Origin of the sequence: Curvibacter gracilis ATCC BAA-807 (assembly GCF_000518645.1) — a bacterium.
Taxonomy (GTDB): domain Bacteria; phylum Pseudomonadota; class Gammaproteobacteria; order Burkholderiales; family Burkholderiaceae_C; genus Curvibacter; species Curvibacter gracilis.
In genome coordinates this window covers 1-24,983 of record NZ_KI912468.1, presented here as the reverse complement: position 1 = coordinate 24,983, position 24,983 = coordinate 1, and the positions used below count along the sequence as shown (strand labels likewise).

The window sequence follows — 24,983 nt, the reverse complement described above, 5'->3', positions numbered from 1 at the left end:
CCCGCCAGCCGGGGCTCTGGGCGCTAATTTAGGCAGCCTGTGTGAAACGCCGGTGTCACGAAGCCGCAAAATCCTGAAGCCACCATTGGTAGATTTGGGTCATGTTCGTCAGCCAACTCAAATCCTTCTTCACCGTGGCCCGCCTGGGCAGCGTGACCCAGGCGGCCCGTCAGCTGGGGCTGAGCCAGCCCACCGTCACCACCCAGATCAAGGCCCTGGAGGAGCACTACGGGGTGGAGCTGTTCCGCCGCCAGGGCGGGCGCCTGAGCCTGAGCGACGAAGGGGTGCAACTGCTGCCCCATGTCGACCAGTTGCTGCAGCAGGAGATCCAGGTCGAGTTCGCACTGCGAAACTCGGGCGATCAACCGCGCGGCCACCTGCGGCTGGGGGCCACGGCGCCGTATTACGTGCTGGACATCGTGCAGCGCTTTCGCCAGCGCTACCCGCTGGTCGACCTGAGCCTGGGGGCGGGCAATTCACGGCAGATGGTGGATGCGCTGCTGGCCTACCAGGTGGACCTGGCCACCTCGTCCCACCTGGAAACCGATGTGCGTCTGCACCGGCTGACCCTGGGCTCCGACCCGCTGGTGCTGATCCTGCACCGCAGCCACCCCTTGGCAGCCCGCCGGGCGCTGCGCCTGAGTGACCTGGCCGGCTGCGAGCTGATCGTGCGCGAGCGCGGCTCGACCACCCGTCAACTCACCGAGGAGACCCTGGCCCGGGCCGGCGTGGCAGTGGGCCGCAGCATGGAGATCGCCAGCCGCGAGGCCATCCGCGAGGCGGTGATCCGGTGCATGGGGGTGAGCGTGTTTGCCCGCCACGAGGCCAGCGCCCACCCCGAACTGGTGGTGCTGCCGTTTGAGGACGAGGTGCCCAGCCTGGTCGAGTATCTGTATTGCCTGCGCGACAGACGTGGGGCGCGCTTGATTGCTGCCTTCCTGGAAAGCTGCGCCGCAGGCTGACGGACGGTTGTGGCTCCGTATACTGACGGCCATTCTTTTCAATTGCACCACCGTGAATCCGCAGCAGGAACCTCTGGATGGCCTTTCGCCGATTCGCCAATAGCCTCGCCACCCGACTGATTGTCATCAGCATCGCCACGGTCGCCTTGGGCCTGGTCATGCGCATGACCTTGCTGCCCTGGGTGGTGCGCGGCAGCCTGCAAGACGTGGTGATGGGCCAGCAGGCCACCCTGGCGAACTATGTGGCCGACGACATCGACGCCAAGGTGCGGGCCCGTCGAGCCTTGCTGGAGCGGCTGGCCATCGAACTGCCGCCGGCTCTGCTGGGCCAGCCCGAGGCCCTGCAGGCCTGGCTGGCCGAGCGCCAGATGCTGGCGCCTTTGTTCTCGCACGGCTTCATCGTGATCCGCCCTGACGGGCGCGGCGCCTGGGCCGACTTTCCGCCCCGACCGCGCCAGCGCAGCAGCGCGTTCCATGACACCGACTGGTTCCGGCGGCTGGTGCAGCAGCCCGGCTTTGTGCTGGCTCGGCCCCGGCTTTCGGAGGCCTCCGGTGCGGCCGAACTGCTGATGGCCGTGCCGGTGCAAGACCCGCGAGGGCGTCTGCTGGCCGTGCTGGCCGGCGTCACCGAACTGGATGCCCCGGGTTTTCTGGACCTGCTCCAGCGCCCCCGGTCTGACAAGGGGGCCGACTTTCTGTTGATTTCACCGGCCGAGCAGATGTTCGTGGCGGCCTCGGTGCCCGAGCTGCGCCTGCAGCGCACGCCCACGGCGGGTGTCAACCCGCTGCACGACCGGGCCATGGAGGGCTGGCGCGGCGCAGGCGTCAGCACCAACGCCCGGGGCGGCGAAGAGATTGTCGGAGTGGCCAGCGTGCCCTCGGCCGGCTGGTTTGTGGTGGCGGGCATCCCGGCCGATGTGGCCTTTGAGGCCATGGGGGCCGTGCAGAAGCTGGCCTTGCGCTCCAGCCTGGTGATTGCCACGGTGGTGTTGGTGGCACTGGCCGTCGTGTTGCGCCGGCAGTTTCAGCCGCTGATTGACAGCGCCCGGCGCATGCACCGCATGGCGGATCGGCTGGAGCCCCTGGCCCCGCTGCCTGTGGTGCGCCAGGACGAGGTGGGTGAGATGGTGGTGGGCTTCAACACCCTGCTGGACAAGCTGCAGGAAAGCGAGCGCCGCATGGAGCACCTGGCCCACCATGATGCCCTCACCGGTCTGCCCAACCGGCGCAGCCTGATGGACCGCCTGACCCAGTTGCTGGCCTTGGCGCAACGCCAGGACCGGCGCCTGGCCGTGATGTTCTTCGATCTGGACGGCTTCAAGCCGGTCAACGACCACCTGGGCCATGAGATGGGTGACCGCCTGCTGCAGGCCATTGCCACCCGCCTGCGCAGCGGTGTGCGCCAGGCCGATGTGGTGGCCCGCATCGGTGGCGACGAATTCGTGCTGGTGATGTTCGATGTCGCCAGCCGTGAGGTGGCGGCTGAGCTGGCGCGCAAGCTGATCGATCAGCTGGCCCAGCCTTACCACCTGGGCGAGCAGGAGATCCGCATCAGCGCCAGCGCCGGCCTGGCCTTGTATCCCGAGCATGCGCGCGACCGCGACCACCTGTTGGCCCGGGCCGACACGGCGATGTATGCGGCCAAGCGGGCGGGGACGAACCAGATCCGCTTTGCTGGAGTGTGAGTGGCCCCCACGCTCCCTCACTTCGTGTGGTCGCTGCCCCCCGAGGGGGCCGCAGGCCGCCTTGGGGCGGCCCGGCGCCGGCCTGGGCTGTGAGCCCCCACGGTCATGCACTTCGTGTCACTCCCTGCCCCCCAAGGGGGCCGCAGCCCGCCTTCGGGCGGCCGGGCGGCGGGCTGACCTCTTCGTTTAAAGCTGGCTGAATTCAGAAGGGGGCCTGTAGGGCCCCCTCATGTCGGGTCACTCCCACGTGCGGCCGCGAGACGCGGACGCCCTTCGCCCTGTCCAGCCCTGCGCAGGCAGGCCTGGAGCCGCAGGGCTCAGCCCCCCGAGGGGGCCGCAGGCCGCCTTGGGGCGGCCCGGCGCCGGCCTGACCTCTTCGTTGCAGTGCGTGCCTGATCGGGCAGGGATCCGTTTTGGCTTTTGTTGGGTGCGGGTGCAGACGCGTGACTCAGGCGCTGTTCTGCTGCCCAGCCCTGGCCCGGGCTGTCAGGCTTGCACTTTTGCAGAAAAAAGAAGGGGGCCTGGTGGCTCCCTCGTTTTTACGCTGCTGCGGGTGTCATTGCACTTCGCGCACCACGCGGTTGTTCAGGGGTTGGGTGGGGCGGGCGTTGTTGGGGAACAGTTTGGAGAACAGGCGCAGTTGCTCTGAGCTCAGGGTGACGGGGGTTTTCAGCACCAGCCACAGCACGCCTTCGGTGCAGGGGGGCGTGGTGAGGGAGCCCAGGAACTGGTAGTAGCGCAGGTCGGGTGGCAGCAGGTCGGCCACGTTCAGGGCGCCGGGGGGCATTTGCACGCGGTCCTGGTTGTCCAGCGGCATGTAGGTCCAGACCTTGTTGATGAAGGCGCTGGCCGGGCCCGGGTCCATCAGCACGGCGACCACGGCCAGCTGGTTCTGGTCGTTCTTGTGCACCAGGTGGGCCACCATGGAGTAGCCCTTGTAGTTGATGCGTTCTTCGGCCGGGTGGTGGAAGTGGAACTGCAGCAGCTTGTAGGTCGAGCCGCGCACGGTCAAGGTGTTGGGGCTGGCGGGGTCGAGGTCGACCTGGATGGTGTGGCCGTTGTTCACCACCGAGGCCGTGCTGGGCATGTAGCGCAGCTGCAGCGGTTCGGCCGGCCCCACCAGGGTGTCGGCATCGGTGATGTGCACCGGCGACTGGCGCCGGCCCAGGCTGCAGGTGCTGAACTCGGGCTGCATCTTGCCCCAGGCCGCCGGGCCGTTCTCGCCCTCGTACTCCCAGTGGGCACTGCCGTGCTGGCCGTGCACCTCGGCGGCGGCCCCTTCGGCCTTGCCGTGCCCATCGTCGCCCCCGGCCATGGCTGCGGCCTTGGCCCGGATGTACTCGCGGCTGTTGCCCTCCTTGTCGGCGGCGGCCATTCTGCGCGCATCGATCGGGTTGGCCAGGGCCCCGGAGGGTTTGGTGGGCGTGGCCTTGGGCATGCGCACCTCGATCACGGTGGCGCCTTCGCCCTTGGCACCGCGGCCGGCCTGGTTGTTGCGCTCCACGCCTTCGCGGATCCGGGCGGCCACATCGGCCGGGCTGGTGGCCGGGCTGGCTTTTTCAGCCTTCTCAGTGGCTTTGGCGGCGGGCTTGCCATGGGCATCGCCATGGTCATCCGCCCCGCGGGCGGTGCCCGCCATGCCCAGCCCCAGGGCGCAGGTCAGCAAGAGCAGAGACAGGGTCAAGGGTCGATTCATGCCGGATCGGTCCATCGGCAGGAGGGTTCTGGTGTGTTCTTGGTTCTTCGTCATCATCGGACCCGTTGTTTGTGACCGTTCTGATTTGAATGTCAGTAAAGGTTACTTGCTTTATCGGCATCCGGCGCCCTCACTTGAGTCGCCCACGCTGTCTTTGCCGGGGCGGCGCTATATAGTCAGCACCCGGGTGGGCCGGCTTGCGGCCCCACCCGTTTTTTCTGAAGCCCTGACCTGTCCTGAGCCGCCGTGACCATCCAGACCGACGATTTCGCCCCTGTTCCCGCCCCCGACCGGCGTGTGGTGTCGGCGGCGCCGACCTCGCCCCATGAAGAGGCCATCGAGCGCGCCCTGCGCCCCAAGCTGCTCGACGAGTACGTGGGCCAGGCCAAGGTGCGCGAGCAGCTCGACATCTTCATCGGCGCGGCGCGCAAGCGATCCGAAGCGCTGGACCACGTGCTGCTGTTCGGCCCGCCCGGCCTGGGCAAGACCACCTTGAGCCACATCATCGCGGCCGAACTGGGCGTCAACCTGCGCCAGACCAGTGGCCCAGTGCTCGAAAAGCCCAAGGACCTGGCCGCGCTGCTGACCAACCTCGAGAAGAACGATGTGCTGTTCATCGACGAGATCCACCGGCTTTCGCCCGTGGTGGAGGAAATCCTCTACCCCGCCTTGGAGGACTACCAGATCGACATCATGATCGGCGAGGGGCCGGCGGCGCGCAGCATCAAGCTCGACCTGCAGCCCTTCACCCTGGTGGGGGCCACCACCCGGGCCGGCATGCTGACCAACCCGCTGCGCGACCGCTTCGGCATCGTGGCGCGGCTGGAGTTCTACACTGCCGAAGAGCTGACCCGCATCGTGCGGCGCAGCGCCGGCCTGCTCAACACCCCGATCGATGACGACGGCGCCTTCGAGATCGCCCGCCGTTCACGCGGTACCCCCCGCATCGCCAACCGCCTGCTGCGCCGGGTGCGCGACTACGCCGACGTCAAGGGCGACGGCCGCATCACCCGGGCCATCGCCGAACGTGCGCTGACCATGCTCGACGTCGACCCGCAGGGTTTTGACGTGATGGACCGCAAGCTGCTGGAGGCCGTGATCCACCGCTTTGACGGCGGCCCGGTCGGGCTGGACAACATCGCCGCCAGCATCGGCGAAGAGTCGGGCACCATCGAAGACGTGATCGAGCCCTACCTGATCCAGCAGGGCTACCTGCAGCGCACCCCGCGCGGCCGCATCGCCACCCTGGCCGCCTACCGCCACCTGGGCGTGACGCCCTCGAAGAACGCGAGCGATCTGTCGGGCGGCTGAAGTGCAATGGCGGCGATCAACCGCAGGCGGAACGCTCAAGGCGTCATTTGCAGCACCAAGTTCTCGCTGAGTACGAAATACCCGTTGGGCTTGGCAGGGTTGCGCAACAGGCCCGCCACCAGATTCAGGCATCCGGGCAGGGCTCCTCGGCGGACACCCCACTGGCCTGGCGTGCCGGCCACGATCTGGGTCTGGCCGTTCAGGTCGATGCGCTGGATCAGGTTGTTCTCACCCCATAACAGGCTGGTGTTGTCGGCCCAGGCCAGGTAGGTGAGCGCGGACCAACGCGATTCCAAGTCGCTGTAGGGTTCGTTGGGGCTGGGCAACGTGAGAAGCTTCAGTAAGCGGCCACGGTTGTCGTAGACACGGATCTGACGCCTGACGAAGCTGACGTCGGCGATGGCGATTTGGCTCAAACCGTTGCAGGCCATGGAGCTTGGTGCCAGGAGCTGGGTGCTGGGAAAGCTGTTGCTCATTGTGTGCCCAGACCACGGCGGGTCAGCAAAAGTACTCACGTGGCCGTCCTGCGTGACCTTTCGCACAGTCCCTCCACGGATGATGGCGGTGTACTGGTCTGGGTCAGTGTCAACCCACCCATCGGCGATCAGCAGACAACCGTCGGCGTCCCAGCAAAGATCGCGGGGGCGAAGGAAAAGTGCACTCGATCCCTGCGCATCGACATAGCCGGACTGTTGCAGCTGGCCGGCCAGCACCGATTGCCTCCCTGTGGGGCTGATCCTCAGGATGGCATAGCCCTGGATGGCATAGTACGAGCCGTCTGGCCCGACTGCCAGCCCACCATCGGCTGGAAAATGACTGAGGATTGTTTCCGTCTTTCCCGTAGGGGCCACTTGGCGCAAGACATTGTGCTTTCGGTCGATCAAAAAAAGGTTGCCTGAGGTGTCTGTAGCCCAAGCTTGGATGTCACGATTTTCGAAGCCTGCAGAAAGGCTGTCGCCATTGGCGAAACCGCTTTTTGTGCTCCGGCCCAGAACAGTTTGGACTTGGCCGCTGTTGGTGTTGAACTGTCGCAAAGTCGCGTTGGCTCCTTCCATGACCCACAACAGGCCATCTCGTCCCACTCGAACTTCTGTGGCGAAGTCGATGCTGTTCCACAATTCGAATCTGGCTTCACCGGCTGGCCCGTCATATGTCGCAGGGCTGGCTGTGATCGAGCCCGCCAGCACTGTCACAGTGCCGTCTGCTGTCAATTCGATCAGAGCGTTGCCCTGCGCGCTGTAGATTCTGTTGCCACTGCGGTCAGTCGCCAAAGCCATGTGCAGGCCGGTGGTGGGCAGCGGAGTCCAGACCCAGCGCGGCGTGTCTGTGACTGCCAACTCCAGGCGCCACAGTGTTCTTTTCCATCCAAAGTTGATTAAGTCTTGACCCAGCACCAAAAAGCGCCCATCAGCCAGCACCACCATCTTGTCGAACATGGAGTTGCTGGGCAGCTTGGACAAGGTCACAACCTGCTTCGTTGGCGTGAGGCAGCGCACAGCCCTGACTTGATAGTCAATGAAATACAGGGTCCCGTCGTCCATCAGAACGGGAGAGGTTACCGATCCCACGAACGCCTCAGTGTCGCGGTGACCGTCTACCGATGCCGGAATGTCCGGAACATTGGGGATCCTTCGGCTGAGCAGAAGCTCACCCAATGAAGATCCATTCCAACGGAAGGCCATTTCGCTAGTCTCTGTTTGAATCATGGCCACAGGCAAATGGGGCCTTCCCTCGAACGGCGCCAGGTTGTTGAGACCCAGAGGCTCGCGCTGTCCTGTGCTGCTGAGGCGCGACCAAGTCGGCTTCTTGTCGTAAGGGCTGAACTCCTTGACGAGCAAGGACCCATCGACCTGAGGCAGGAAGGATATAGGTGCGATACGGGAGTCGGTGCCAATGCCATCCATGCGGCCTCGCCCGCCCATGGCCCCGGTTAGCCCCAGCAATGTTCCAGTGCCACCTGATTGGAGCCTCAGTTCCGTGCCACTGTTGCTGGTTTGTCCGACGCTGTTCCAGGCTCGGATCCCGAAGATCGCACCATCGTCAGCCAGTGCAGGAATGAAGCTGTATTCCGGGGTGGTGGCTCCACGGACGTCAAGTCCATTGCGGACCCATTGAAAGCGCAGTTGTTTTCCGGTCACCTGGGCTGACAGGGTGAGAGGCGAGCCGACCGTTCCGACCACATTGCTTGGAAAACGCATGATGACGGGGGCCGTGGTGGCTGTCTGGTCTCCGCTGTTGTTCTCCCCCGAGTCGGCGTTGCTACGGGACTCTGATCCACCGCCACAGCCCGCCAGGGCAAATGCACTGGCTCCTCCGAGCCATGTGCCGAGTTTGCGACGGGTGAGTCCCTGGCCGATTACCTTGGCCTTTTCTTGTTTCATGGAAAAATCCCTGGAGGTCGGCAGTGGCTGACGTGCCACTGCCAATCACGAGCTCGCGTGATCGGGGCGGGATCTTATTGAGGCTTTGATGCCTGATCAGCCTTGCTCAGGGCAGATCTGTGCGGACGGTACCGCGTGGTGCACCAGCAGCCACTGCGCCAGGTAATAGCTGCCCAGCACCCACAGCGTGGCCTGAGGCAGTGGGCTGACGAAGCGGTTGAGTGCCAGCAGCGAATCACTGACCATGAAGCACACGCTGCCGGCGGCCACGCCCCAGGCGGCCGGGGTGCGCAGCACGGTGGCCCGGCCCAGGGCCTGGGCGGCCATCAGCACGATCACGCACACATAGGCGGGCACGGCCACGCGCAGCACCGGGTCCAGGTGCGGCCACAGCACGGCCAGCATCAGCGCCCCGGCGCTGGCGCAGCCCAGCAGGGCCGGGCGGCTGGCCAGCCAGGAGGCGTCCTGGCGCCAGCGCGCCAGGTAGGCCAGGTGGCCGATCAGAAAGGCGGCCAGGCCGGGCAGGAACAGGCCGGGCAGCATCAGCATCACGTCGCCCACCAGGCAGGCGCCCAGGGCCAGCAGCAGCCGCCCTTCGGGTTGGCCCGGCGGGGTGCGGCGCAGCACCCACAGCCAGGCCAGGGCCATGGCCAACGGTTTGAACAGGTGGTGCCAGCCCTGCAGGCCCTCGGCCCCCGTGAGGGTGGCCAGCGCCGCGGCTTCGAGCATGCCCACCTCCAGCCATGCCAGGCGTCCTTGCAGGGCCGCGCCCAGACACCACCAGCCCAGCACCAACGCCGCGGCCCACGGCAGCAGCTGCGCCAGCCCATGGCCCTCGGCCAGCCATAAAAAGCTGGCCGAGGCACCCAGCAGGGCCAGAAACTGCGCGCCGCAGAACAGGGCCTGCGGCCCCGACAAAGGTGGATCGAAGCGGGGCACGGTGGCGGCGTCAAAGGTGGGCTTCACGGCGCCCAGGCCGGGCGGTTGCCAGCCCGGCGGCTTGAACCACAGGCGCAGCTTGTCGCCCCAGCGCGGGGTGAGTGCGCTGGAGCGCAGCAGGCCGGCATAGACCTCGGCATTGGCCCACAACGGGTTGCAGCTGTTCAAGGGGCTGCGGGTGCCGTACACGCAGGGCTCGGTCTCTTCACGGAAGGTGCCGAACAGCCGGTCCCACAGGATCAGGATGCCGCCGTAATTGCGGTCCAGGTACGCGTCGTTGACGGCGTGGTGCACGCGGTGGTTGGAGGGCGAGGCAAAGACCCTGTCAAACCAGCCCAGGCGCGGCACATGCTCGGTGTGGATCCAGAACTGGTAGAGCAGGTCGATCAGCGCCACCACGGCAAACTGCTGGGGCGGCACGCCGGCCAGCGCCATCGGCAGGTAGAACAACCAGGCCAGCAGGGGGCCGCTGCTGGTCTGGCGCAGCGCGGTCGACAGGTTGTAGTGCTGGCTCTGGTGGTGCACCACGTGCGCGGCCCACAGCAGGGCCACCTCATGGCCCATGCGGTGCAGCCAGTAGTAGCAGAAATCGTAGAACAGCAGGGCCAGCCCCCAGCCGGGCAGGCTGAGCCAGAAGTCATTGACGCGCCACAGGGCCGCATGCCGCCAGGCCCAGGTGTACAGGCCCAGCGTCAGGCCCACCATGAACACGGCGCTCAGCTGGCTGAGCACGCCCAGGGCCAGGCTGCTCAGGGTGTCGTGCAGGCGGTAGGTGTTGCGGCCGGTGTGCCGGCCCCAGGCGTATTCCAGCGCCATCAGCGCGAAGAACACGGGGGTGGCCAGGACGATGATCTGGGTGGCGTTCATGCCCGCATTGTTGGCGCTGCCGTCCGTCGGGCGGCTCCGCATCAACCCGGGGGCAGGCCCCCGGCTTCAGGTCAGTGCGCCGCGCGCATCCACCGTGATGATGCGTTCGACCACGCCGTGCTCCAGCCCGCCGCGCACGCCCACCAGGTGGTCATGCAGGTTGACGGTGGGGTCGCAATGGCCGGGGATCAGCCACAGGGTCTGGCCCACCGCCGGCAGCGCGGCGGCGGGGCGCACGGTGGTCAGCAGGCCGTGCTCGTCGCCGCCGTTGCTGAACACCAGCGGCTCGGCCCCGGGGGGCGTGTGCACGCGGGGCATGCCGCTGTCGACGGCATGGCTCTTGTGGCCGGCGTCGCACACCGCATGGCTGTGTCGGGCGCTGATGACCTGGGTCTTGATGAACAGGGCGTGTTCGAACTGGGGTTGTGCCGGGTCGCGTTCGTTGAGGGCGTAGTCGGCGTCCATGAACAGAAAGGAGCCGGCCTGCAACTCGCCGTACACGCCGCTGGCGGCCTCCAGCACCAGGGTGCCCGTGCCGGCGCCGGTGATCAGGGGGATCTGGAAGCCGGCGCTCTGCAAGGCCTCGCAGGTTCGATTCACGGCCTGCACGGCGTTGGCAATGGTGAGCCGGCGTTCGCTGGCGCTGCGCAGGTGCTGGGCCCCGCCGTGGTAGGCGTGCAGGCCGCCGAACTGCAGGCGTGGCCGGCCCTTGATGTCGCGCACCAGCGCCACGGCGGCTTCGCCCGGCGCCACACCGCAGCGGCCCTGGCCCACGTCGATCTCGACCAGCACGCGCACGCGGGCGCTGCTGAGCGCCAGGGCCTGGTCCAGGCGCTCGATGCCGAGCGCGCTGTCCACCGCCAGCGTCAGCCAGCCGCCACGCGTGGCCAGGGTTTGCGCCAAGGCGGCGACGCGGGCCAATTTGGCGGGCGCGATCACCTGGTTGCTGATGTAGATGTCGTTCACGCCGCCGGCGGCCAGGGCCTCGGCCTCGCTGGTCTTTTGCACGCAGCAGCCGGTGGCGCCGGCGCTGATCAGCAGGCGGGCCAGCTCGGCACTCTTGTGCATCTTGGCGTGCGGGCGCCACTGGATCTGGTGCTTTGCGCTGAAATCGACCATGCGCTGGATGTTGCGGTCCATGGCGTCGAGGTCGACCACCAGGGCCGGGGTGTCTATCGCGTCGACGCCTTGGCCGCGCAGGGCCAGCAGCGCCTCAGGGGGTGCTTTCATCCAGGGACTCGTCTTGTAGGTGTTGGGTGTCGGACCAGCCCACCAGGGTGAAGCCCTGGGGGGTCCAGAGCAGTCGGTTGATGGCGGCATTGCCCAGGGCCCAGGTGCGCGGGGCCTGGAGTTCCTGGCCGGTGGCGGCACGGTACAGGACGTCCATCACGCCGCCGTGGGCCACCAGCACGATCTGCTCGCCAGCGTGGCGCTCGGCCAGCTCGGCCGCGGTGCTGACCACGCGCTGGCGAAAGCTCAGCAGCGATTCGCCGCCCTCGGGTGCGAATTCGGGGTCGCGGGTGCGCCATTTGTAGGCCTGGTCGGGCAGTTCAGTTTCGATCTCGGCGAAGGTGCGGCCCTCGAAGGTGCCGAAGCCGCGTTCACGCAGGCCGGTGTGCGGGGTGACGCTGAGGCCGGTGTGCTCGCTGATCTGGCCGGCCGTCTGCCAGGCCCGGGTCAGATCGCTGGCATAGATGGCGTGCAGCGACTCCGAGGCCAGGGCGGCGCCCACGCGGCGCGCCTGCCACAGGCCCTGGTCGTTGAGGGGAATGTCGAGTTGGCCCTGGATGCGGGTGTCCACGTTCCAGGCGGTTTCGCCATGTCGGATGGCAATGATTCGGGTGACGTCCATGGCGGCGATTCTAGGCCCCGGGCTGGAGCCAGAGCCTGCATTCAGGGCGGCATCATCACGTCGATGTTGACGCGCCTGAGGCCTTTGGGCGGGGTCGGAAAGCCTTGCAGCGAGGCCTCGAACAGCGCGCCCAGGGTGACTTCTTCGCTGCGGGTGAGGCCATCGCTGGCGGCATGGGTCTCGTACACCGGCTTGCCATCGGTGTGGCTGCGGATCAGCAGGGCCACCTCGCGCAGCACCCGCGGCGGCGCATAGGGCATGCCGCCCCAGAGGCCGCGCGTGCCCGAGCCGTAGTACATGCCGCGTCCGGCCCACACCCGGCCCGACCAGCCATAGCCGGGCCAGCCGCCGAAGGGGTAGGGCGCAAACGGATCGGTGACGGTGGTGGTGCGCACGCCCACCTGCACGCTGAACTGGGCGTTGGCGTCATCGCGCTGCAGGCCCACCTTTTCAAGCGCCTTCTGGGCCAGGGCCTCGATGCGGGCCTGGGTTTCAGGCGGGGTGGCCTGCTCCTGCGAGGGCAGGCGCTCGAAGCGGAAGCGGCTGCCCGGCGCCACCACCGGGGTGCTGGCATAGGTTTCGACGTCGCTCTCGACTTGCCAGTGCGTGCTGGCACAGCCGCTCAGCAGCAGGCCCAGAAGGCCCAGCCAGAGCAGCAGAGGCCAGCGGGTTGTTGCGCGTTTGCTCGTCATGTGGATCTCCTGACCCCGGTGGGTGTGGGATGCCTGAACCTCAGAGTTGCACCACCTGCAGGCCATTCAGGGCCGGGCTGCTGGTGGAAAACTCTTCGTGGTCAAAGGCCTTGTCGCCCTCGTCGTCGGCGATGCCGGTGGGGCGCAGGTTCTTGAAGTCGTGCAGTTTGCCGTCCATCAGGTGCGAGGGCACCACGTTCTGCAGCGCGGTGAACATGTTCTCGATGCGGCCAGGGTATTTTTTTTCCCAGTCGCGGATCATGTTGCCGACCTGCTTGCGCTGCAGGTTCTCCTGGCTGCCACACAGGGTGCAGGGGATGATGGGGAACTGGCGGTGTTCGGCCCAGCGGATCAGGTCTTTCTCGGCCACATTGGCCAGGGGGCGGATCACGGTGAACTCGCCGTTGTCGCTGACGAGTTTCGGCGGCATGCCCTTGAGCTTGCCGCCAAAGAACATGTTCAGGAAGAAGGTCTGAAGCATGTCGTCGCGGTGGTGGCCCAGGGCCAGTTTGTTGCATTTGAGCTCGCGCGCCACGCGGTACAGGATGCCGCGGCGCAGCCGGCTGCACAGGCTGCACATGGTCTTGCCTTCGGGCACCTTCTCCTTGACGATGGAGTAGGTGTCCTGGGTCTCGATGTGGAAGGGAATGCCCAGGCCGGCCAGGTACTCGGGCAGGATGTGGTCGGGAAACCCCGGCTGCTTCTGGTCGAGGTTGACGGCCACCAGCTCGAAGCTGATCGGCGCACGCGCCTTGAGCTTGAGCAGGATGTCGAGCATGCCGTAGCTGTCCTTGCCGCCCGACATGCACACCATGATGCGGTCACCGGCTTCGATCATGTTGAAGTCGACGATGGCCTGGCCCACCTGGCGGCACAGGCGCTTTTCCAGCTTGTGGGTCTCGCGCTCGATCTTCAGCTCGCGCTTCTGGGCGTCCGCCTCCTCGGTGGAGGCGGTGTTTTCGGGGTCAATCCAAACGGCATTCATGGGGCTTATTGTCGCATTGGAGCCGAAAGCGGCTCTGTTTCAGGTTGACGCAGGCAGGGCTCACCAATGCCCCGTCTCCACCCGGATCGCCACTTCGCAGTCCTCGAAGATCTCCAGCTTGGCGATCTTCACGCGCACGCCCAGCACGCCGGGCAGTTGCATCAGGCGGTGGGCCAGCTTGCCGATCAGGCTCTCCAGCAGGTTGACGTGTTCGGCCGTGCACTCGTTGATGATGATCTGGCGCACCTTGCGGTAGTCGAGCACATGGTGGATGTCGTCGTCGGTGGGCAGCAGGGGCTGGGTGCCCAGGTTGAGTTCGGCATCGACCTGGATCGGCTGGGGGCTGGTCTTTTCGTGCTCCAGGATGCCCAGGTTGGCGTCGAAGCGCAGGCCGCTCAGGGTCAGGATCTGGGTGCCTTTGGTGTTGTAGCTCATGGTGAACAGGCGATGTAAGGGCTCATTCACATGAGCGAAAAGTCGCGCTCGAAGCGCATCAGGTGCTGGCCGCCGTCCACCAGCAGCGTGGTGCCGGTGATGGAGGCGTTTTCCAGCGCGAATCGTACCGTGGCGGCCACGTCGGCACTGGAGGACGATCGCCCCAGCGGCGACAGCCTGTGCAGTTGCTGAAATTTTTCGTCGCTCAGCATGTGGCTGGTCAGGGTCAGCCCGGGGGCCACGCCCACCAGGCGCAGGCGCGGGGCCAGCGCGTGCGCCAGCATGGTGTTGGCGGCCTCCAGCGCGGCTTTGGACAAGGTGTAGCTGAGGAAGTCGGGGTTCTGGTTCCAGAGCTTCTGGTCCAGCAGGTTGACCACCGCCCCCTGGGCCTGGCGCGTTTGCAAATGTTGATGCAGGGCCTGGGCCAGCAGGATGGGGGCGCCGGCATTGCTGCGCAGGTGCTGCTCCAGGGCGGCAAAGCTGAAGGTGCCCACGTCATCGTGCTCGAACAGCGAGGCGCTGTTGACCACCGCGTCGAGCCGCCCCAGGGCCGCCACCACGCGCGGCACCAGGTCGCGCACGGCGGCCTCGTCCTGCAGGTCGGCGGCGAAGGCGGTGGCCCCTGGGGTGAGGGCGGCGCAGTCCTGCGCGGTGGCCTCGGCATCGGTGCGCGAGTGGCGGTAGTGCACGGCCACGCGCCAGCCGTGGCGGGCCAGGTCCAGCGCCATTTCGCGGCCCAGGCGCCGGGCGGCGCCCGTGATCAGCACGGTGCGCGGCAGTTCGACGGATTCAACACTTGCTTCGGTCATGGGGGCGATTGTCCACGGCGCCGCCCCACCGCGCACGGGCCAAGGCCATTGGGCTAGAGCGAACGTGGACAATAGGCGGGTGAGCACGAACCCCATGTCCCCCACCGATTCCCCCACCGATTCCCACGCAGCAGCCGATGTGCCGACCCACAACCCCTTGCTGAGCCGCCTGCAGCGCGACATCGAGGCGGCCGGCGGCTGGCTGGGCTTTGACGCCTTCATGGCGGCCGCCCTCTACACCCCCGGCCTGGGCTACTACGCCAACGACAGCCGCAAGTTCGGCACCCTGCCGGGCTCGGGCAGCGACTTTGTCACCGCGCCCGAGATGTCGCCGCTGTTCGGCCAGGCCCTGGCCGCCCAACTGGCGCAGGCACTCGACGCCACCGGCACCGATGAACTGTGGGAGTTCGGCGCCGGCTCGGGCGCGCTGGCGCTGCAGCTGTTGACTGCCTTGGGCGAGCGGGTGCGCCGCTACACCATCGTCGACCTGTCGGGCAGCCTGCGCGAGCGCCAACGGCAAGCCCTGGCCGCCTTTGGCGACCGGGTGCACTGGGCCACCGAACTGCCCGAGCGCTTCAGCGGCGTGGTGGTGGGCAATGAGGTGCTGGACGCCATGCCGGTGCAGCTGCTGGCCCGCGTGGGCGGGGCCTGGCATGAGCGCGGCGTGGCGGTGCAGCAAGGCCAGCTGGTGTGGGCCGACCGCCCGACCGAACTGCGCCCTCCGCTGGACATCGAGGGCCCGCACGACTACCTGACCGAGATCCACCCCCAGGGCGAGGCCTTTGTGCGCACCCTGTCGGACCACCTGGAGCGCGGCGCGATCTTCTTGATCGACTACGGCTTTGGCGAGAGCGAGTACTACCACCCGCAGCGCCACATGGGCACGGTGATGTGCCACCGCGGCCACCGCGCCGACAGCGACCCCCTGGCCGACCCGGGCCTGAAGGACATCACCGCCCACGTCAACTTCACGGGCATCGCGCTGGCGGCGCAGGAGTCGGGGCTGGACGTGCTGGGCTACACCACCCAGGCGCACTTCCTGATCAACTGCGGCCTGCTGGAGCTGATGCCGGCCGACGACCTGGGCCTGCGCAGCATGACGATCAAGCTCATCACCGAGCACGAGATGGGCGAGTTCTTCAAAGTCATCGCCCTGGGGCGTGGGGCCGACTGGCAGCCGCTGGGCTTTGCCCGGGGCGACCGCACGCACCGGCTCTGAGGCTCTCAAGGGTCTTCTTGGTCTTAAGCCAGCGCCAAGCTTGTCTGTGTCACCCTTGCCGCCATGCACCTGCTGCTGATCGAAGATGACCTGGACCTGGGGCGTGCCCTGCAGGCGGCACTCAAGCTGGAAGGTTTCAGCTGCGAGTGGTTGCGCCGCGTGGCCGATGCGCCTGCGGTGGTCGACCACGCCTGGGTCGACTGCGTGCTGCTGGACCTCAGCCTGCCCGATGGCGACGGCCTGCAGTTGCTGGCGCAGTGGCGGCGCCAGGCCAGTGCGGTACCGGTGATCGTGATCACGGCGCGCTCGGCCCTGCAAGACCGGCTCGAAGGCCTGGACGGCGGCGCCGACGACTTTCTGGTCAAGCCCTTTGCCCCGGCCGAGCTGATCTCGCGCATCCGCGCGGTGCTGCGCCGCTACGCCCGCCAAGCCAGCGAGGTCTGGACCGTGGGGCAGCTCACCCTGGAGCCGCGGGCCCATGTGGCCCGCCTGGCCGGTCAGCCGCTGGAGCTGACCCCGCGCGAGTTCAAGCTGCTGCTCGAACTGGCCCGCGAGCCCGGCGCGGTGGTGCCCAAGGGTTTTCTGGCCCAGCGCCTGGAGCCGCTGGGCGAGGCCATCGACTTCAATGCGCTGGAGGTGCATGTGTTCAACCTGCGCCGCAAGCTGGGGCCGGAGCGCATCCACACCGTGCGCGGCGTGGGCTACCTGCTGAAGGCCTGAGCCGTGGGCACGCGCCGACCCACCCAGCCCGTCTCCCTGATGCGCCGCCTGATGGTGGCCCTGGGCCTGGCCTTTGTGCTGGTGCAACTGGTGCTCACGGGCTACAACTACGCCCGCTTCAAACACTCGGTCAGCGACCATGCGGCCTTGCTCAAATTGGCCCAGGTGATGGTGCAGGGCCTGCGCATCATCGAGCAGCCGGCCGACGCCGCCACCGTGGCGGCCACGGCCGACATCATGCTGAACGCCTCACGCGCCGACCCGGCCAGCAACCAGGGCCACGCGCTGGCGCCGCTGTGGCTGGAGCTGCGCGCCCGCGAGGGCGGGCAGCGCCTGTATGCCAGCGCGGCCCTCGGCGAGCAGGCCCTGCTGGGCCAGCCCGGCCGGGTGCAGGAGCAGACCTTGCAGGGCCGCCTGTACTGGGTGGCCCAGGTGGACGACGCGCGCTGGTCGCTGCGCCTGGCCACGGTGGGCCTGGCCGACAGCACGGCCTTGGCCTGGATCGCCAGCGACCTGCTGCCCAACCTGCTGATCGCTTTTCCGTTTGCCCTGCTGCCCGTGGTGCTGGTGGTGTGGCGCGGCCTGCGGCCCTTGAGCCAGCTCAGCGCCCAGCTGCAGCAAGCCCGGGGGGATGACCTCTCGCCCCTGGTGGTGGACGATCGCTACACCGAGATCCGCACCGTGGGCGTGGCCTTCAACGCGGTGCTGGGCCGCCTGCGTGAGCGCCTGGCCCTGGAGCGCGCCCGCCTGCAGGACACGGCCCACGAATTGCGCACCCCGATGGCCGTGATGGCTGCCCAGGCCCATTGGCTGCTGCAAGCCGACAGCGAGGCCGAGCGCCAGGCCGCGCACGCGGGTTTGCAGCAGGCCATCGAGCGCGCCTCGCACCTGACCCAGCAACTGCTGGTGCTGGCCGCCCTGGATGAGTCCCAGCCGGCGCCCGATGCGGCACGGGTCGATGTGGCCGAGTTGTGCCGGCAGAGCCTGGCCGCCTTCAGCCCGCGTGCCCTGGCCGCCGGGGTGGAGCTGGACCTGGACAGCCCCGACAGCCTGGCCTGGCCGCTGCCGGCCAGCGCCTGGCAATCGATGCTCGACAACCTGCTGGACAACGCCTTGCGCTATGGCGCGCGCCATGGCGGGCGGGTGCAGGTCACGTTGGCCCTGCAAGCGGACGGCGCGCTGGGCCTAGCGGTGCGCGACGACGGGCCGGGCATCGCACAGGCCGAGCAGGCCCAGATCTTCGAGCGCTTTGTGCGGGGCCGGGGCCAGCAGGCCGGGGGCGCGGGCGGGGCCGGCCTGGGCCTGGCCATCGTGCGCCAGGCGGCGCGCTCGCTGGGCGGCGACGCCCGCCTGGGGCCGGGTCTGGCGGGGGCGGGCGTCGGCTTTGAGGTTCGTTTGCCGGCGTTGCCACGCCAGGTCTGATCTTCAGCTGGGCCCAAGGTGGCGCTGGGCAGAATTGATTCAGACCGGTGGCGCTGGTGGGGCTCAAGCCTTCGCAGACCGCCGCATGACACGCTGAACAAGGAGCCGATATGAATTTTCCGGGCATGGATGCCGACAGCAGCCGCCTGCTGCTGCAAGTGTGGAGTGGCAGCTACCTGATGGAAGCCGGGCGCTACTTGCTTGTGGCCTTGCTGCTGTGGGGCGGGGTGCACGGCCTGCTGCGCCGACGCCTGGCGCACCGCGTCATCTCAGGCTGGCCGCGCAGCGCCGATCTGAGGCGCGAGATCGGCTACTCGCTGCTGTCGATGGCGGTGTTCGCCGGCGTCAGCCTGGGCGTGGTGGCCCTGATCTGGAACGGCCAGTTCGTCGTGTACCGGCAGCCCGGCCAATACGGCTGGGCCTGGTTCTGGCTCAGCCTGCCGCTGATGCTGGTGATCCATGATGCCTACTTCTACTGGACGCATCGGCTGCTGCATTCGCGCTGGCTGTTTCGCCGCTTTCACGGGGTGCACCACCGCTCGCGCAACCCCTCGCCCTGGGCGGCCTATGCCTTCCACCCGGTCGAGGCCTTGATCAATGGCTTGGTCACCCCCCTGATCCTGTGGGCGGTGCCCGTGCACGGCGGGGTGCTGCTGGTGTTTTCGCTGCACCAGATCATCCGCAACGCGCACGGGCATCTCTCGATCGAGACCCTGCCTCGGGGTTTTGCCCGTCACTGGCTGGGCAGGCACTTCACCACCACCACCCACCATCACATGCACCACGAGAACGGCCGTGGCAATTACGGGCTGTGGTTCACCTGGTGGGACCGCTGGTGCGGCACAGAACAAGCGCACTACCTGGCCCGTTTTGACGCGGTGACTGCCGCCCGACCCGAGGGAGACACGGAACAGGCCCTACACTCAGCGGCATGATCCGCTGGTTCATCGTCGTCTTTCTGGTGCTGGTGCTCATCAGCGGCATCACGCCCTGGTTGCAGCGCCTGGGTTTCGGTCGCCTGCCGGGCGACTTCCGCTTTCGCCTGTTCGGCCGCGAATGGTCGATTCCGCTCGCCTCGACCGTGGTGCTGAGCCTGGCGCTCAGCGTTGCGGCACGCTGGCTTTGAGCAGGTAAATTCCGCGTAAAAGAGCCTCGCCCCTGCCCATCGGCCGGGGCCCTTTCCCTAAGATGCGCGCTCGGCCTTGCAGCTTCTGCGGGGTTTCTCTGACTTGTGTTTGTAAGAAAACGCTTACCATAATTGCCAAGTCAAAGCTTGGTAATCAAGGTGTTCGCGGGTGTTGGCATGAGTTCCCCTGTCCTGTCTCCTCTTCAATGTGCGGTCCAACTGCGTGCCAGCGTGCTGCAGCTGGCGCGCCGTCTGCGCCCCGGGCTGGAGGCCGAAGGCATGGGCACGCTCAAGCTCAGCGTGCTCAGCCGGCTGGGCCGCCAGGGCGCCATGAGCCCGACCGAGCTGGCCCGTGGCGAAGGCGTGCGCCTGCAGTCGCTGACCCGCCTGATCGCCGAGCTGGAGGCCGAGGGCTGGGTGCGCCGCTCCGACGACCCGGCCGACGGGCGCCGCTCGCTGCTGGCCCTCACCCGGCAAGGCGCGGCGGGCCTGCGGGCCGCGGTGGAGGCGGCTGAGCAGGCCATGGCCGCCCACCTGCAGGACCTGCCCGCCGATGAGCTGGTCTTGCTGCAGCGCGCCTGCGGCCTGCTGGACCAGCTGGAACACGCGCTCAGCGCCACCGGAGGCTTTCGTGCCCAACTCAGCGAATGAGCGCCGGCGTCATCCCCACTTGCTGTCTGTGCCTCCGTTGGGCGGCATGGCTTTCATTCCCTTTTGCACCGGGCCTGCCCCGAATCTTGGCTGATCTTCCATGACCGACCCCAACGCCCACTCCGAACCCAGCGCCCTGTCACCCGTGTCTGCCGCCCCTTTGCCGACCCCGGCCGCCAGCCTGTCACCACCGCGGCGCCGCTCCCGCGCCGGGCTGGTCGGCTTGCTGATCCTGCTGCTGGGCCTGGGTGCCGGCGGCGCCTGGTACTGGAAGAAGCAGGGCGCAACGCCCCCGGAGGGCGCGGCCGAGGGGGCCGCCCCTGGCGCGCCAGGCGCGGCTGGCGCCGGTGCGCGCCGCTTCGGGGCTGGCAACCGCCCTCAGCCGGTGTCGGCCCGGGCGGCCAAGCGGCAGGACCTGCGGGTGTCGGTGAATGCCATCGGCACCATCACGGCGCTCAACACCGCCACGGTGCGGGCGCGGGTCGACGGTGAGCTGCGCCGCATCCTGTTCCGCGAGGGGCAGCAGGTGAAGGCCGGTGATCTGCTGGCCGAGATCGATCCGCGTGCCTACGAGGTGGCGCTGGCCCAGATGCAGGGCCAGCTGCAGCGCGATGCCGCGCAGCTGAAGAATGCCGAGCTGGACCTGGCGCGCTACCGCGACCTGCTGGCCAAGGACTCGATCGCCAAGCAGCAGGTGGACACCCAGGAAGCCCTGGTGGGCCAGCTCAAGGGCACGGTGTTGTCGGACCAGGCCCAGGTGGACAACGCCCGGCTGCAACTCTCGTACACCCGGGTGACGGCGCCCATCAGCGGCCGCCTGGGCCTGCGTCAGGTCGACCTGGGCAACATCGTGCACGCCAGTGACACCACCGGCCTGGTCACCATCACCCAGACCCAGCCGATCGCCGTGGTGTTTGCCGTGCCCGAGGCCTACCTGCCGCAGATCAACCAGCGCCTGCAGGCCAAGGGCGGCGTGCTGGGTGTGGAGGCCTGGGACCGCGAGCAACGCAAACGCCTGGCCCAGGGCCGGGTGCTGACAACCGACAACGCGATCGACACCACCACCGGCACCATCAAGCTCAAGGCCGAGTTCCCCAATGCCGACGGCACGCTGTTCCCGAACCAGTTCGTCAACATCCGGCTGCAGCTCGACACCCTGCCCAACGCCCTGGTGGCGCCCAACAACGCCATCCAGCGCGGCAGCATGGGCACCTTTGTGTACCTGGTGAAGGAGGACGGCAGCGTCACCCTGCGCAAGGTCACGACCGGCGCGGTCGATGGCGACTGGGTGGCCATCGAGGGCGAGGTCGAGCCGGGCGATCGCCTGGTCACCGACGGCGCCGACCGCCTGCGCGAGGGGGCCAAGGTCGAGGTCATCGAAGCCAAGCGCGGCAACCGGCCCGGTGCCGGCGCGCCCTCTGGGGCCCCAGCAGGTGCCGCCGCGAGCCCTGAGGCGGGTGCTGGGAAGCCTGCGGCAGCCCCGGCCCAGGGCAAGACCGGTGCCCCCGCTGCATCCCCCAAGGCTGAGGCAGCCGCCCCGGCCACAGCATCGGCAGCCGCATCCTCCGCCCCCTCAGCAGGGGCCAGCGCCGAAGGCGAAGCCCGCCCGCGCTGGATGGACGCCTTGCCGCCCGAGCTGGTCGAAAAGCTCAAGGCCATGCCGCCCGAAGAGCGTCGCGCCTACCTGCAAAAGCTGCGTGAGCGTCGCCAGCAGCGCGAAAGCGGGGGCTGAGTCATGAACCGCCTCGTCCCGCCTGAGCCGGCATTTCGGTGGAGCGCCGCCGCATGAACCTGTCGCGCCTTTTCATCCTGCGGCCGGTGGCCACCTCCTTGCTGATGGTGGCCCTGTTGCTGGTCGGTCTGCTGGCCTACCGCCTGCTGCCGCTGTCAGCCCTGCCCGAGGTCGACTACCCCACCATCCAGGTCACCACCCTGTACCCGGGCGCCAGCCCCGATGTGGTCACCTCGTCCATCACCGCGCCGCTGGAGCGCCAGTTCGGCCAGATGCCGGGGCTGTCGCAGATGTCGTCCACCAGCTCGGGCGGCGCCTCGGTGATCACGCTGCGCTTCACGCTCGATGTCACGCTGGACGTGGCCGAGCAGCAGGTGCAGGCGGCCATCAATGCCGGCAGCAACCTGCTGCCCAGCGACCTGCCCATGCCACCCACCTACAGCAAGGTGAACCCGGCCGACGCCCCCATCCTGACCCTGGCCATCACCTCGCCCACGCTGCCGGTGATCCGGGTGCACGACCTGGTCGAGTCGCGCGTGGCGCAGAAGATCTCGCAGGTGGCCGGCGTGGGCATGGTGGGCATCGCGGGCGGGCGCCGCCCGGCCGTGCGCATCCAGGCCGACCCGGCGGTGCTGGCCGCGGCCGGCCTCACGCTGGAAGATGTGCGCACCACCATCACCGCGGCCAACGTGAACCAGGCCAAGGGCAGCTTCGACGGCTACTCGCGTGCTTCGACTGTGGACGCCAACGACCAGCTCAAATCAGCGCGTGAGTACGCCCAGCTGATCCTGGCCTACAAGAACGGCAACCCGATCCGCCTCAAGGACATCGCCGCCGTGGTCGACGACGCCGAAAACCTGCGCCTGGCCGCCTGGGCCGATCTGCAGCCCGGCGTGATCCTGAACGTGCAGCGCCAGCCCGGCGCCAACGTGATCGAGACGGTGGACCGCATCAAGGCCCTGCTGCCGCAGCTCAAGGCCACACTGCCCGCCTCGGTCGAGGTGCAGGTGCTGACCGACCGCACCACCACCATCCGCGCTTCGGTCGAGGACGTTCAGTTCGAGCTGGCCCTGGCCGTGGCCCTGGTGGTGATGGTGATCTTCGTGTTCCTGCGCAGCGTGTCGGCCACCCTGATCCCGGCGGTGGCGGTGCCGCTGTCGCTGGTGGGCACCTTCGGGGTGATGTACCTGGCCGGCTTTTCGATCAACAACCTCACGCTGATGGCGCTCACGATCGCCACCGGCTTTGTGGTGGACGACGCCATCGTGATGATCGAGAACATCGCACGCTATGTCGAAGAGGGCGAGAGCCCGCTGGAGGCGGCCCTGAAGGGCAGCAAGCAGATCGGCTTCACCATCATCTCGCTGACCATCTCGCTGATCGCGGTGCTGATCCCGCTCTTGTTCATGGCCGATGTGGTGGGGCGCCTGTTCCATGAATTTGCCATCACGCTGGCGGTGTCCATCCTGATCTCGGCCGTGGTCTCGCTCACGCTCACGCCCATGCTGTGCGCCCGCGTGCTGCGCCACACCCCCGAGGAAAGCCATGGCCGCCTGTACCAGGCCACGGGCCGTTTCTTCGACCGCATGATCGCCGGCTACGGCCGCATGCTGGGCTGGGTGTTGGACCGCCAGGCCCTGACCCTGCTGGCCTTTGCCGCCACGCTGGGCCTGACCGCGCTGCTCTACCTGTGGGTGCCCAAGGGCTTTTTCCCGGTGCAGGACACCGGGGTCATCCAGGGCATCACCGAGGCCTCGCAAGACACCTCGTTCGCTGCCATGGCCGAGCGCCAGCAGGCCCTGGCCGAGCAGGTGCTGAAAGACCCGGCGGTGGCCAGCCTGTCGTCCTTCATCGGGGTGGACGGGGCCAATGCCACGCTCAATGCGGGCCGCATGCTGATCAACCTGAAGCCGCGTGAAGAGCGCGATGTGACAGCCAGCGAGGTGATCCGGCGTCTGACGGCGAACCTGAAGGCCGTGCCCGGCATCGCGTTGTACATGCAGCCGGTGCAGGACCTGACCATCGAAGACCGGGTGGCCCGCACGCAGTACCAGTTCATGCTGTCGTCGCCCAACATCGACGAGCTGACCCGCGTGGCCCGCGATCTGGTGGCGCGCCTGAAAAAGCGCCCCGAGCTGGCCGACGTGGCCACCGACCTGCAGGACCAGGGCCTGCAGGCCTGGGTCGACATCGACCGCGACGCGGCCGGCCGCCTGGGCGTGACGGTGGCCAGCATCGATGCCGTGCTGTACGACGCCTACGGCCAGCGCCTGATTTCGACCATCTTCACCCAGACCACGCAGTACCGTGTGGTGCTGGAGGTCAAACCGGCCGACAAGCTGGGCCCGCAGGCGCTGTCGCGCCTGTACGTGCCCACCAGTGCGGGCGGGGTGGTGCCGCTGAGCACGGTGGCGCGGGTGAGCGAGCGCCCGGTGTCGCTGGCGGTCAACCACGCGGGGCAGATCCCCTCGGTGACGATCTCGTTCAACGCCGGGCCCGGGGCCTCGCTGGGCGAGGCGGTGGAGGCGATCAAGGCCGAGCAGGCGGCCATGGATTTGCCGGCCAGTGTGGAAAGCGGCTTCCAGGGCGCGGCCCTGGCCTTCCAGGCCTCGCTGACCAACACCTTGCTGCTGATCCTGGCCGCGGTGGTGACGATGTACATCGTGCTGGGCGTGCTGTATGAGAGCTACATCCACCCGGTGACCATCCTGTCGACCCTGCCCTCGGCCGGGGTGGGGGCGCTGCTGGCCCTGCTGGCGGCCCGGCTGGACCTGGGCATCATCGCCATCATCGGCATCGTGCTCCTGATCGGCATCGTGAAGAAGAACGCGATCATGATGATCGACTTCGCCCTGGAGGCCGAGCGCGAGCAGGGCCTGGCCCCGCGTGAGGCCATCTACCAGGCCTGCCTGCTGCGCTTCCGGCCCATCCTGATGACCACCCTGGCCGCCTTGTTGGGCGCCTTGCCCCTGATGTTGGGCACGGGCACCGGGAGTGAGCTGCGGCATCCGTTGGGGGTCACGATGGTGGGGGGGCTGATCGTCAGTCAGATGCTGACCTTGTTCACCACGCCGGTGATTTATCTGGCGTTTGCAGGGTTGGCTCGGCGGTGGCGGGGGGCGTCGGCATGAGCGCTGTTCGTTTGCGCCGCTGCGCTCTTTTAGGCGCATGCCTTGTTGAAGGTCGGAGGCCGGGATTGCGCCCCGGCGGGCGCCTCACTTTTTTTGCTTCGCCAAAAAAAGTAAGCAAAAAAAGGCGACCCGACGTGCACGCCCTGCTGCGCAGGGTCCGCTGCGCTGCTCAACTTGGGCGGGGTCTCGCTAAACTCGCTGCGCTCAAACAGACGCGAGCCCTTTATCCGCCCAAGTCTGCGCTGCTCGCCGTGCCCGACGGGAGGTGGGGAGCGGGAACCGACGGCTGCTGCTGCGCAGCGGCGTCAGCTGATGCTGATGTGAATCAGGGTTATCGCTTCGCTCTGATGCTCCAGCTCTGTGTTTCA

At 67.8% G+C, this 24,983-nt stretch carries 20 protein-coding genes; 11 read left to right on the top strand and 9 right to left on the bottom strand.

Features of this window, described 5'->3' with window-relative positions; translation table 11 throughout:
* Positions 1-101: 101 nt before the first annotated feature.
* Positions 102-962 carry a LysR substrate-binding domain-containing protein gene (locus tag L880_RS0130460; protein WP_027478819.1) on the top strand — a complete coding sequence of 287 codons (861 nt, stop codon included), beginning with the start codon at positions 102-104 and terminating at the stop codon, positions 960-962.
* Between the two features lie 77 nt (positions 963-1,039).
* A complete protein-coding gene (locus tag L880_RS0130455; protein WP_027478818.1) occupies positions 1,040-2,647 on the top strand; it encodes a sensor domain-containing diguanylate cyclase in 1,608 nt (535 codons plus the stop codon).
* A 556-nt stretch (positions 2,648-3,203) separates the two neighbouring features.
* On the opposite strand, the gene L880_RS34670 is transcribed toward L880_RS0130455, so the two are convergent.
* The gene (locus tag L880_RS34670) at positions 3,204-4,343 is read right to left on the bottom strand and encodes a carbonic anhydrase family protein (protein ID WP_169737822.1); all 1,140 of its coding nucleotides are present in this window, start codon (positions 4,341-4,343) and stop codon (positions 3,204-3,206) included.
* Positions 4,344-4,589: 246 nt separating this feature from the next.
* Here L880_RS34670 and ruvB point away from each other — a divergent pair, with 246 nt between their 5' ends.
* Entirely contained in the window at positions 4,590-5,654 is a 1,065-nt protein-coding gene (ruvB, locus tag L880_RS0130445; RefSeq protein WP_027478817.1) for a Holliday junction branch migration DNA helicase RuvB, read from the top strand.
* 35 nt (positions 5,655-5,689) lie between these two features.
* Here the strand turns inward: ruvB and L880_RS0130440 are convergent, their stop codons facing one another.
* From L880_RS0130440 to L880_RS0130405, 8 genes are all read right to left on the bottom strand, one after another.
* Complete coding sequence (locus L880_RS0130440) at positions 5,690-8,035, bottom strand: hypothetical protein (RefSeq protein ID WP_157463124.1); 2,346 nt, start codon at positions 8,033-8,035, stop codon at positions 5,690-5,692.
* A gap of 96 nt (positions 8,036-8,131) precedes the next feature.
* Positions 8,132-9,841 carry a lysoplasmalogenase family protein gene (locus L880_RS34005; protein WP_051443723.1) on the bottom strand — a complete coding sequence of 570 codons (1,710 nt, stop codon included), beginning with the start codon at positions 9,839-9,841 and terminating at the stop codon, positions 8,132-8,134.
* Between the two features lie 66 nt (positions 9,842-9,907).
* The gene (locus tag L880_RS0130430; protein ID WP_027478815.1) at positions 9,908-11,071 is read right to left on the bottom strand and encodes a DSD1 family PLP-dependent enzyme; all 1,164 of its coding nucleotides are present in this window, start codon (positions 11,069-11,071) and stop codon (positions 9,908-9,910) included.
* On the bottom strand, positions 11,055-11,693 hold the full coding sequence (locus L880_RS0130425; protein WP_027478814.1) for a histidine phosphatase family protein: 639 nt from the start codon (positions 11,691-11,693) through the stop codon (positions 11,055-11,057). Before L880_RS0130425 ends, L880_RS0130430 begins: the two co-directional genes overlap by 17 nt.
* Before the next feature lie 41 nt (positions 11,694-11,734).
* Positions 11,735-12,385 (bottom strand): DUF4136 domain-containing protein, encoded by a 651-nt coding sequence (locus L880_RS0130420; RefSeq protein WP_051443708.1) that lies wholly within the window; start codon positions 12,383-12,385, stop codon positions 11,735-11,737.
* 40 nt (positions 12,386-12,425) lie between these two features.
* Positions 12,426-13,370 (bottom strand): tRNA 2-thiocytidine(32) synthetase TtcA, encoded by a 945-nt coding sequence (ttcA, locus tag L880_RS0130415; protein ID WP_027478812.1) that lies wholly within the window; start codon positions 13,368-13,370, stop codon positions 12,426-12,428.
* Between the two features lie 60 nt (positions 13,371-13,430).
* Positions 13,431-13,805 carry a dihydroneopterin aldolase gene (locus L880_RS0130410; RefSeq protein ID WP_019575988.1) on the bottom strand — a complete coding sequence of 125 codons (375 nt, stop codon included), beginning with the start codon at positions 13,803-13,805 and terminating at the stop codon, positions 13,431-13,433.
* A 26-nt stretch (positions 13,806-13,831) separates the two neighbouring features.
* Entirely contained in the window at positions 13,832-14,614 is a 783-nt protein-coding gene (locus L880_RS0130405; RefSeq protein ID WP_027478811.1) for an SDR family oxidoreductase, read from the bottom strand.
* A gap of 94 nt (positions 14,615-14,708) precedes the next feature.
* Between L880_RS0130405 and L880_RS0130400 the strand changes: the two genes are divergently transcribed.
* The 8 genes from L880_RS0130400 (at position 14,709) to L880_RS0130365 (ending at position 24,615) form a co-directional block, all read left to right on the top strand.
* Positions 14,709-15,833, top strand: coding sequence for a class I SAM-dependent methyltransferase (locus tag L880_RS0130400; protein ID WP_425389220.1), 1,125 nt, complete (start codon positions 14,709-14,711; stop codon positions 15,831-15,833).
* Between the two features lie 63 nt (positions 15,834-15,896).
* On the top strand, positions 15,897-16,553 hold the full coding sequence (locus tag L880_RS0130395) for a response regulator (RefSeq protein ID WP_027478809.1): 657 nt from the start codon (positions 15,897-15,899) through the stop codon (positions 16,551-16,553).
* Between the two features lie 3 nt (positions 16,554-16,556).
* Positions 16,557-17,975, top strand: coding sequence for an ATP-binding protein (locus L880_RS0130390; RefSeq protein ID WP_027478808.1), 1,419 nt, complete (start codon positions 16,557-16,559; stop codon positions 17,973-17,975).
* Between the two features lie 110 nt (positions 17,976-18,085).
* Complete coding sequence (locus L880_RS0130385) at positions 18,086-18,910, top strand: sterol desaturase family protein (protein ID WP_051443707.1); 825 nt, start codon at positions 18,086-18,088, stop codon at positions 18,908-18,910.
* Positions 18,907-19,101: a DUF2905 domain-containing protein gene (locus L880_RS0130380; RefSeq protein WP_019575982.1), complete on the top strand. Its 195-nt coding sequence runs from the start codon at positions 18,907-18,909 to the stop codon at positions 19,099-19,101. The genes L880_RS0130385 and L880_RS0130380 overlap by 4 nt, the downstream gene beginning before the upstream one ends.
* Positions 19,102-19,278: 177 nt before the next feature.
* Positions 19,279-19,752, top strand: a complete 474-nt coding sequence (locus tag L880_RS0130375) for a MarR family winged helix-turn-helix transcriptional regulator (RefSeq protein ID WP_027478806.1) — start codon at positions 19,279-19,281, stop codon at positions 19,750-19,752.
* 100 nt (positions 19,753-19,852) lie between these two features.
* A complete protein-coding gene (locus L880_RS0130370) occupies positions 19,853-21,484 on the top strand; it encodes an MdtA/MuxA family multidrug efflux RND transporter periplasmic adaptor subunit (protein WP_027478805.1) in 1,632 nt (543 codons plus the stop codon).
* 53 nt (positions 21,485-21,537) lie between these two features.
* Complete coding sequence (locus L880_RS0130365) at positions 21,538-24,615, top strand: MdtB/MuxB family multidrug efflux RND transporter permease subunit (protein ID WP_027478804.1); 3,078 nt, start codon at positions 21,538-21,540, stop codon at positions 24,613-24,615.
* Positions 24,616-24,983: the final 368 nt, after the last annotated feature.

Excerpts from the sequence above, each read along its gene's own strand:
- L880_RS0130460 (WP_027478819.1), top strand. The coding sequence starts at position 102 with ATGTTCGTCAGCCAACTCAAATCCTTCTTCACCGTGGCCCGCCTGGGC.
- L880_RS0130455 (WP_027478818.1), top strand. The coding sequence starts at position 1,040 with ATGGCCTTTCGCCGATTCGCCAATAGCCTCGCCACCCGACTGATTGTC.
- L880_RS34670 (WP_169737822.1), bottom strand. The coding sequence starts at position 4,343 with ATGAATCGACCCTTGACCCTGTCTCTGCTCTTGCTGACCTGCGCCCTG.
- L880_RS0130440 (WP_157463124.1), bottom strand. The coding sequence starts at position 8,035 with ATGAAACAAGAAAAGGCCAAGGTAATCGGCCAGGGACTCACCCGTCGC.
- L880_RS34005 (WP_051443723.1), bottom strand. The coding sequence starts at position 9,841 with ATGAACGCCACCCAGATCATCGTCCTGGCCACCCCCGTGTTCTTCGCG.
- L880_RS0130430 (WP_027478815.1), bottom strand. The coding sequence starts at position 11,071 with ATGAAAGCACCCCCTGAGGCGCTGCTGGCCCTGCGCGGCCAAGGCGTC.
- L880_RS0130425 (WP_027478814.1), bottom strand. The coding sequence starts at position 11,693 with ATGGACGTCACCCGAATCATTGCCATCCGACATGGCGAAACCGCCTGG.
- L880_RS0130420 (WP_051443708.1), bottom strand. The coding sequence starts at position 12,385 with ATGACGAGCAAACGCGCAACAACCCGCTGGCCTCTGCTGCTCTGGCTG.
- ttcA (WP_027478812.1), bottom strand. The coding sequence starts at position 13,370 with ATGAATGCCGTTTGGATTGACCCCGAAAACACCGCCTCCACCGAGGAG.
- L880_RS0130410 (WP_019575988.1), bottom strand. The coding sequence starts at position 13,805 with ATGAGCTACAACACCAAAGGCACCCAGATCCTGACCCTGAGCGGCCTG.
- L880_RS0130405 (WP_027478811.1), bottom strand. The coding sequence starts at position 14,614 with ATGACCGAAGCAAGTGTTGAATCCGTCGAACTGCCGCGCACCGTGCTG.
- L880_RS0130400 (WP_425389220.1), top strand. The coding sequence starts at position 14,709 with ATGTCCCCCACCGATTCCCCCACCGATTCCCACGCAGCAGCCGATGTG.
- L880_RS0130395 (WP_027478809.1), top strand. The coding sequence starts at position 15,897 with ATGCACCTGCTGCTGATCGAAGATGACCTGGACCTGGGGCGTGCCCTG.
- L880_RS0130385 (WP_051443707.1), top strand. The coding sequence starts at position 18,086 with ATGAATTTTCCGGGCATGGATGCCGACAGCAGCCGCCTGCTGCTGCAA.
- L880_RS0130380 (WP_019575982.1), top strand. The coding sequence starts at position 18,907 with ATGATCCGCTGGTTCATCGTCGTCTTTCTGGTGCTGGTGCTCATCAGC.
- L880_RS0130375 (WP_027478806.1), top strand. The coding sequence starts at position 19,279 with ATGAGTTCCCCTGTCCTGTCTCCTCTTCAATGTGCGGTCCAACTGCGT.
- L880_RS0130370 (WP_027478805.1), top strand. The coding sequence starts at position 19,853 with ATGACCGACCCCAACGCCCACTCCGAACCCAGCGCCCTGTCACCCGTG.
- L880_RS0130365 (WP_027478804.1), top strand. The coding sequence starts at position 21,538 with ATGAACCTGTCGCGCCTTTTCATCCTGCGGCCGGTGGCCACCTCCTTG.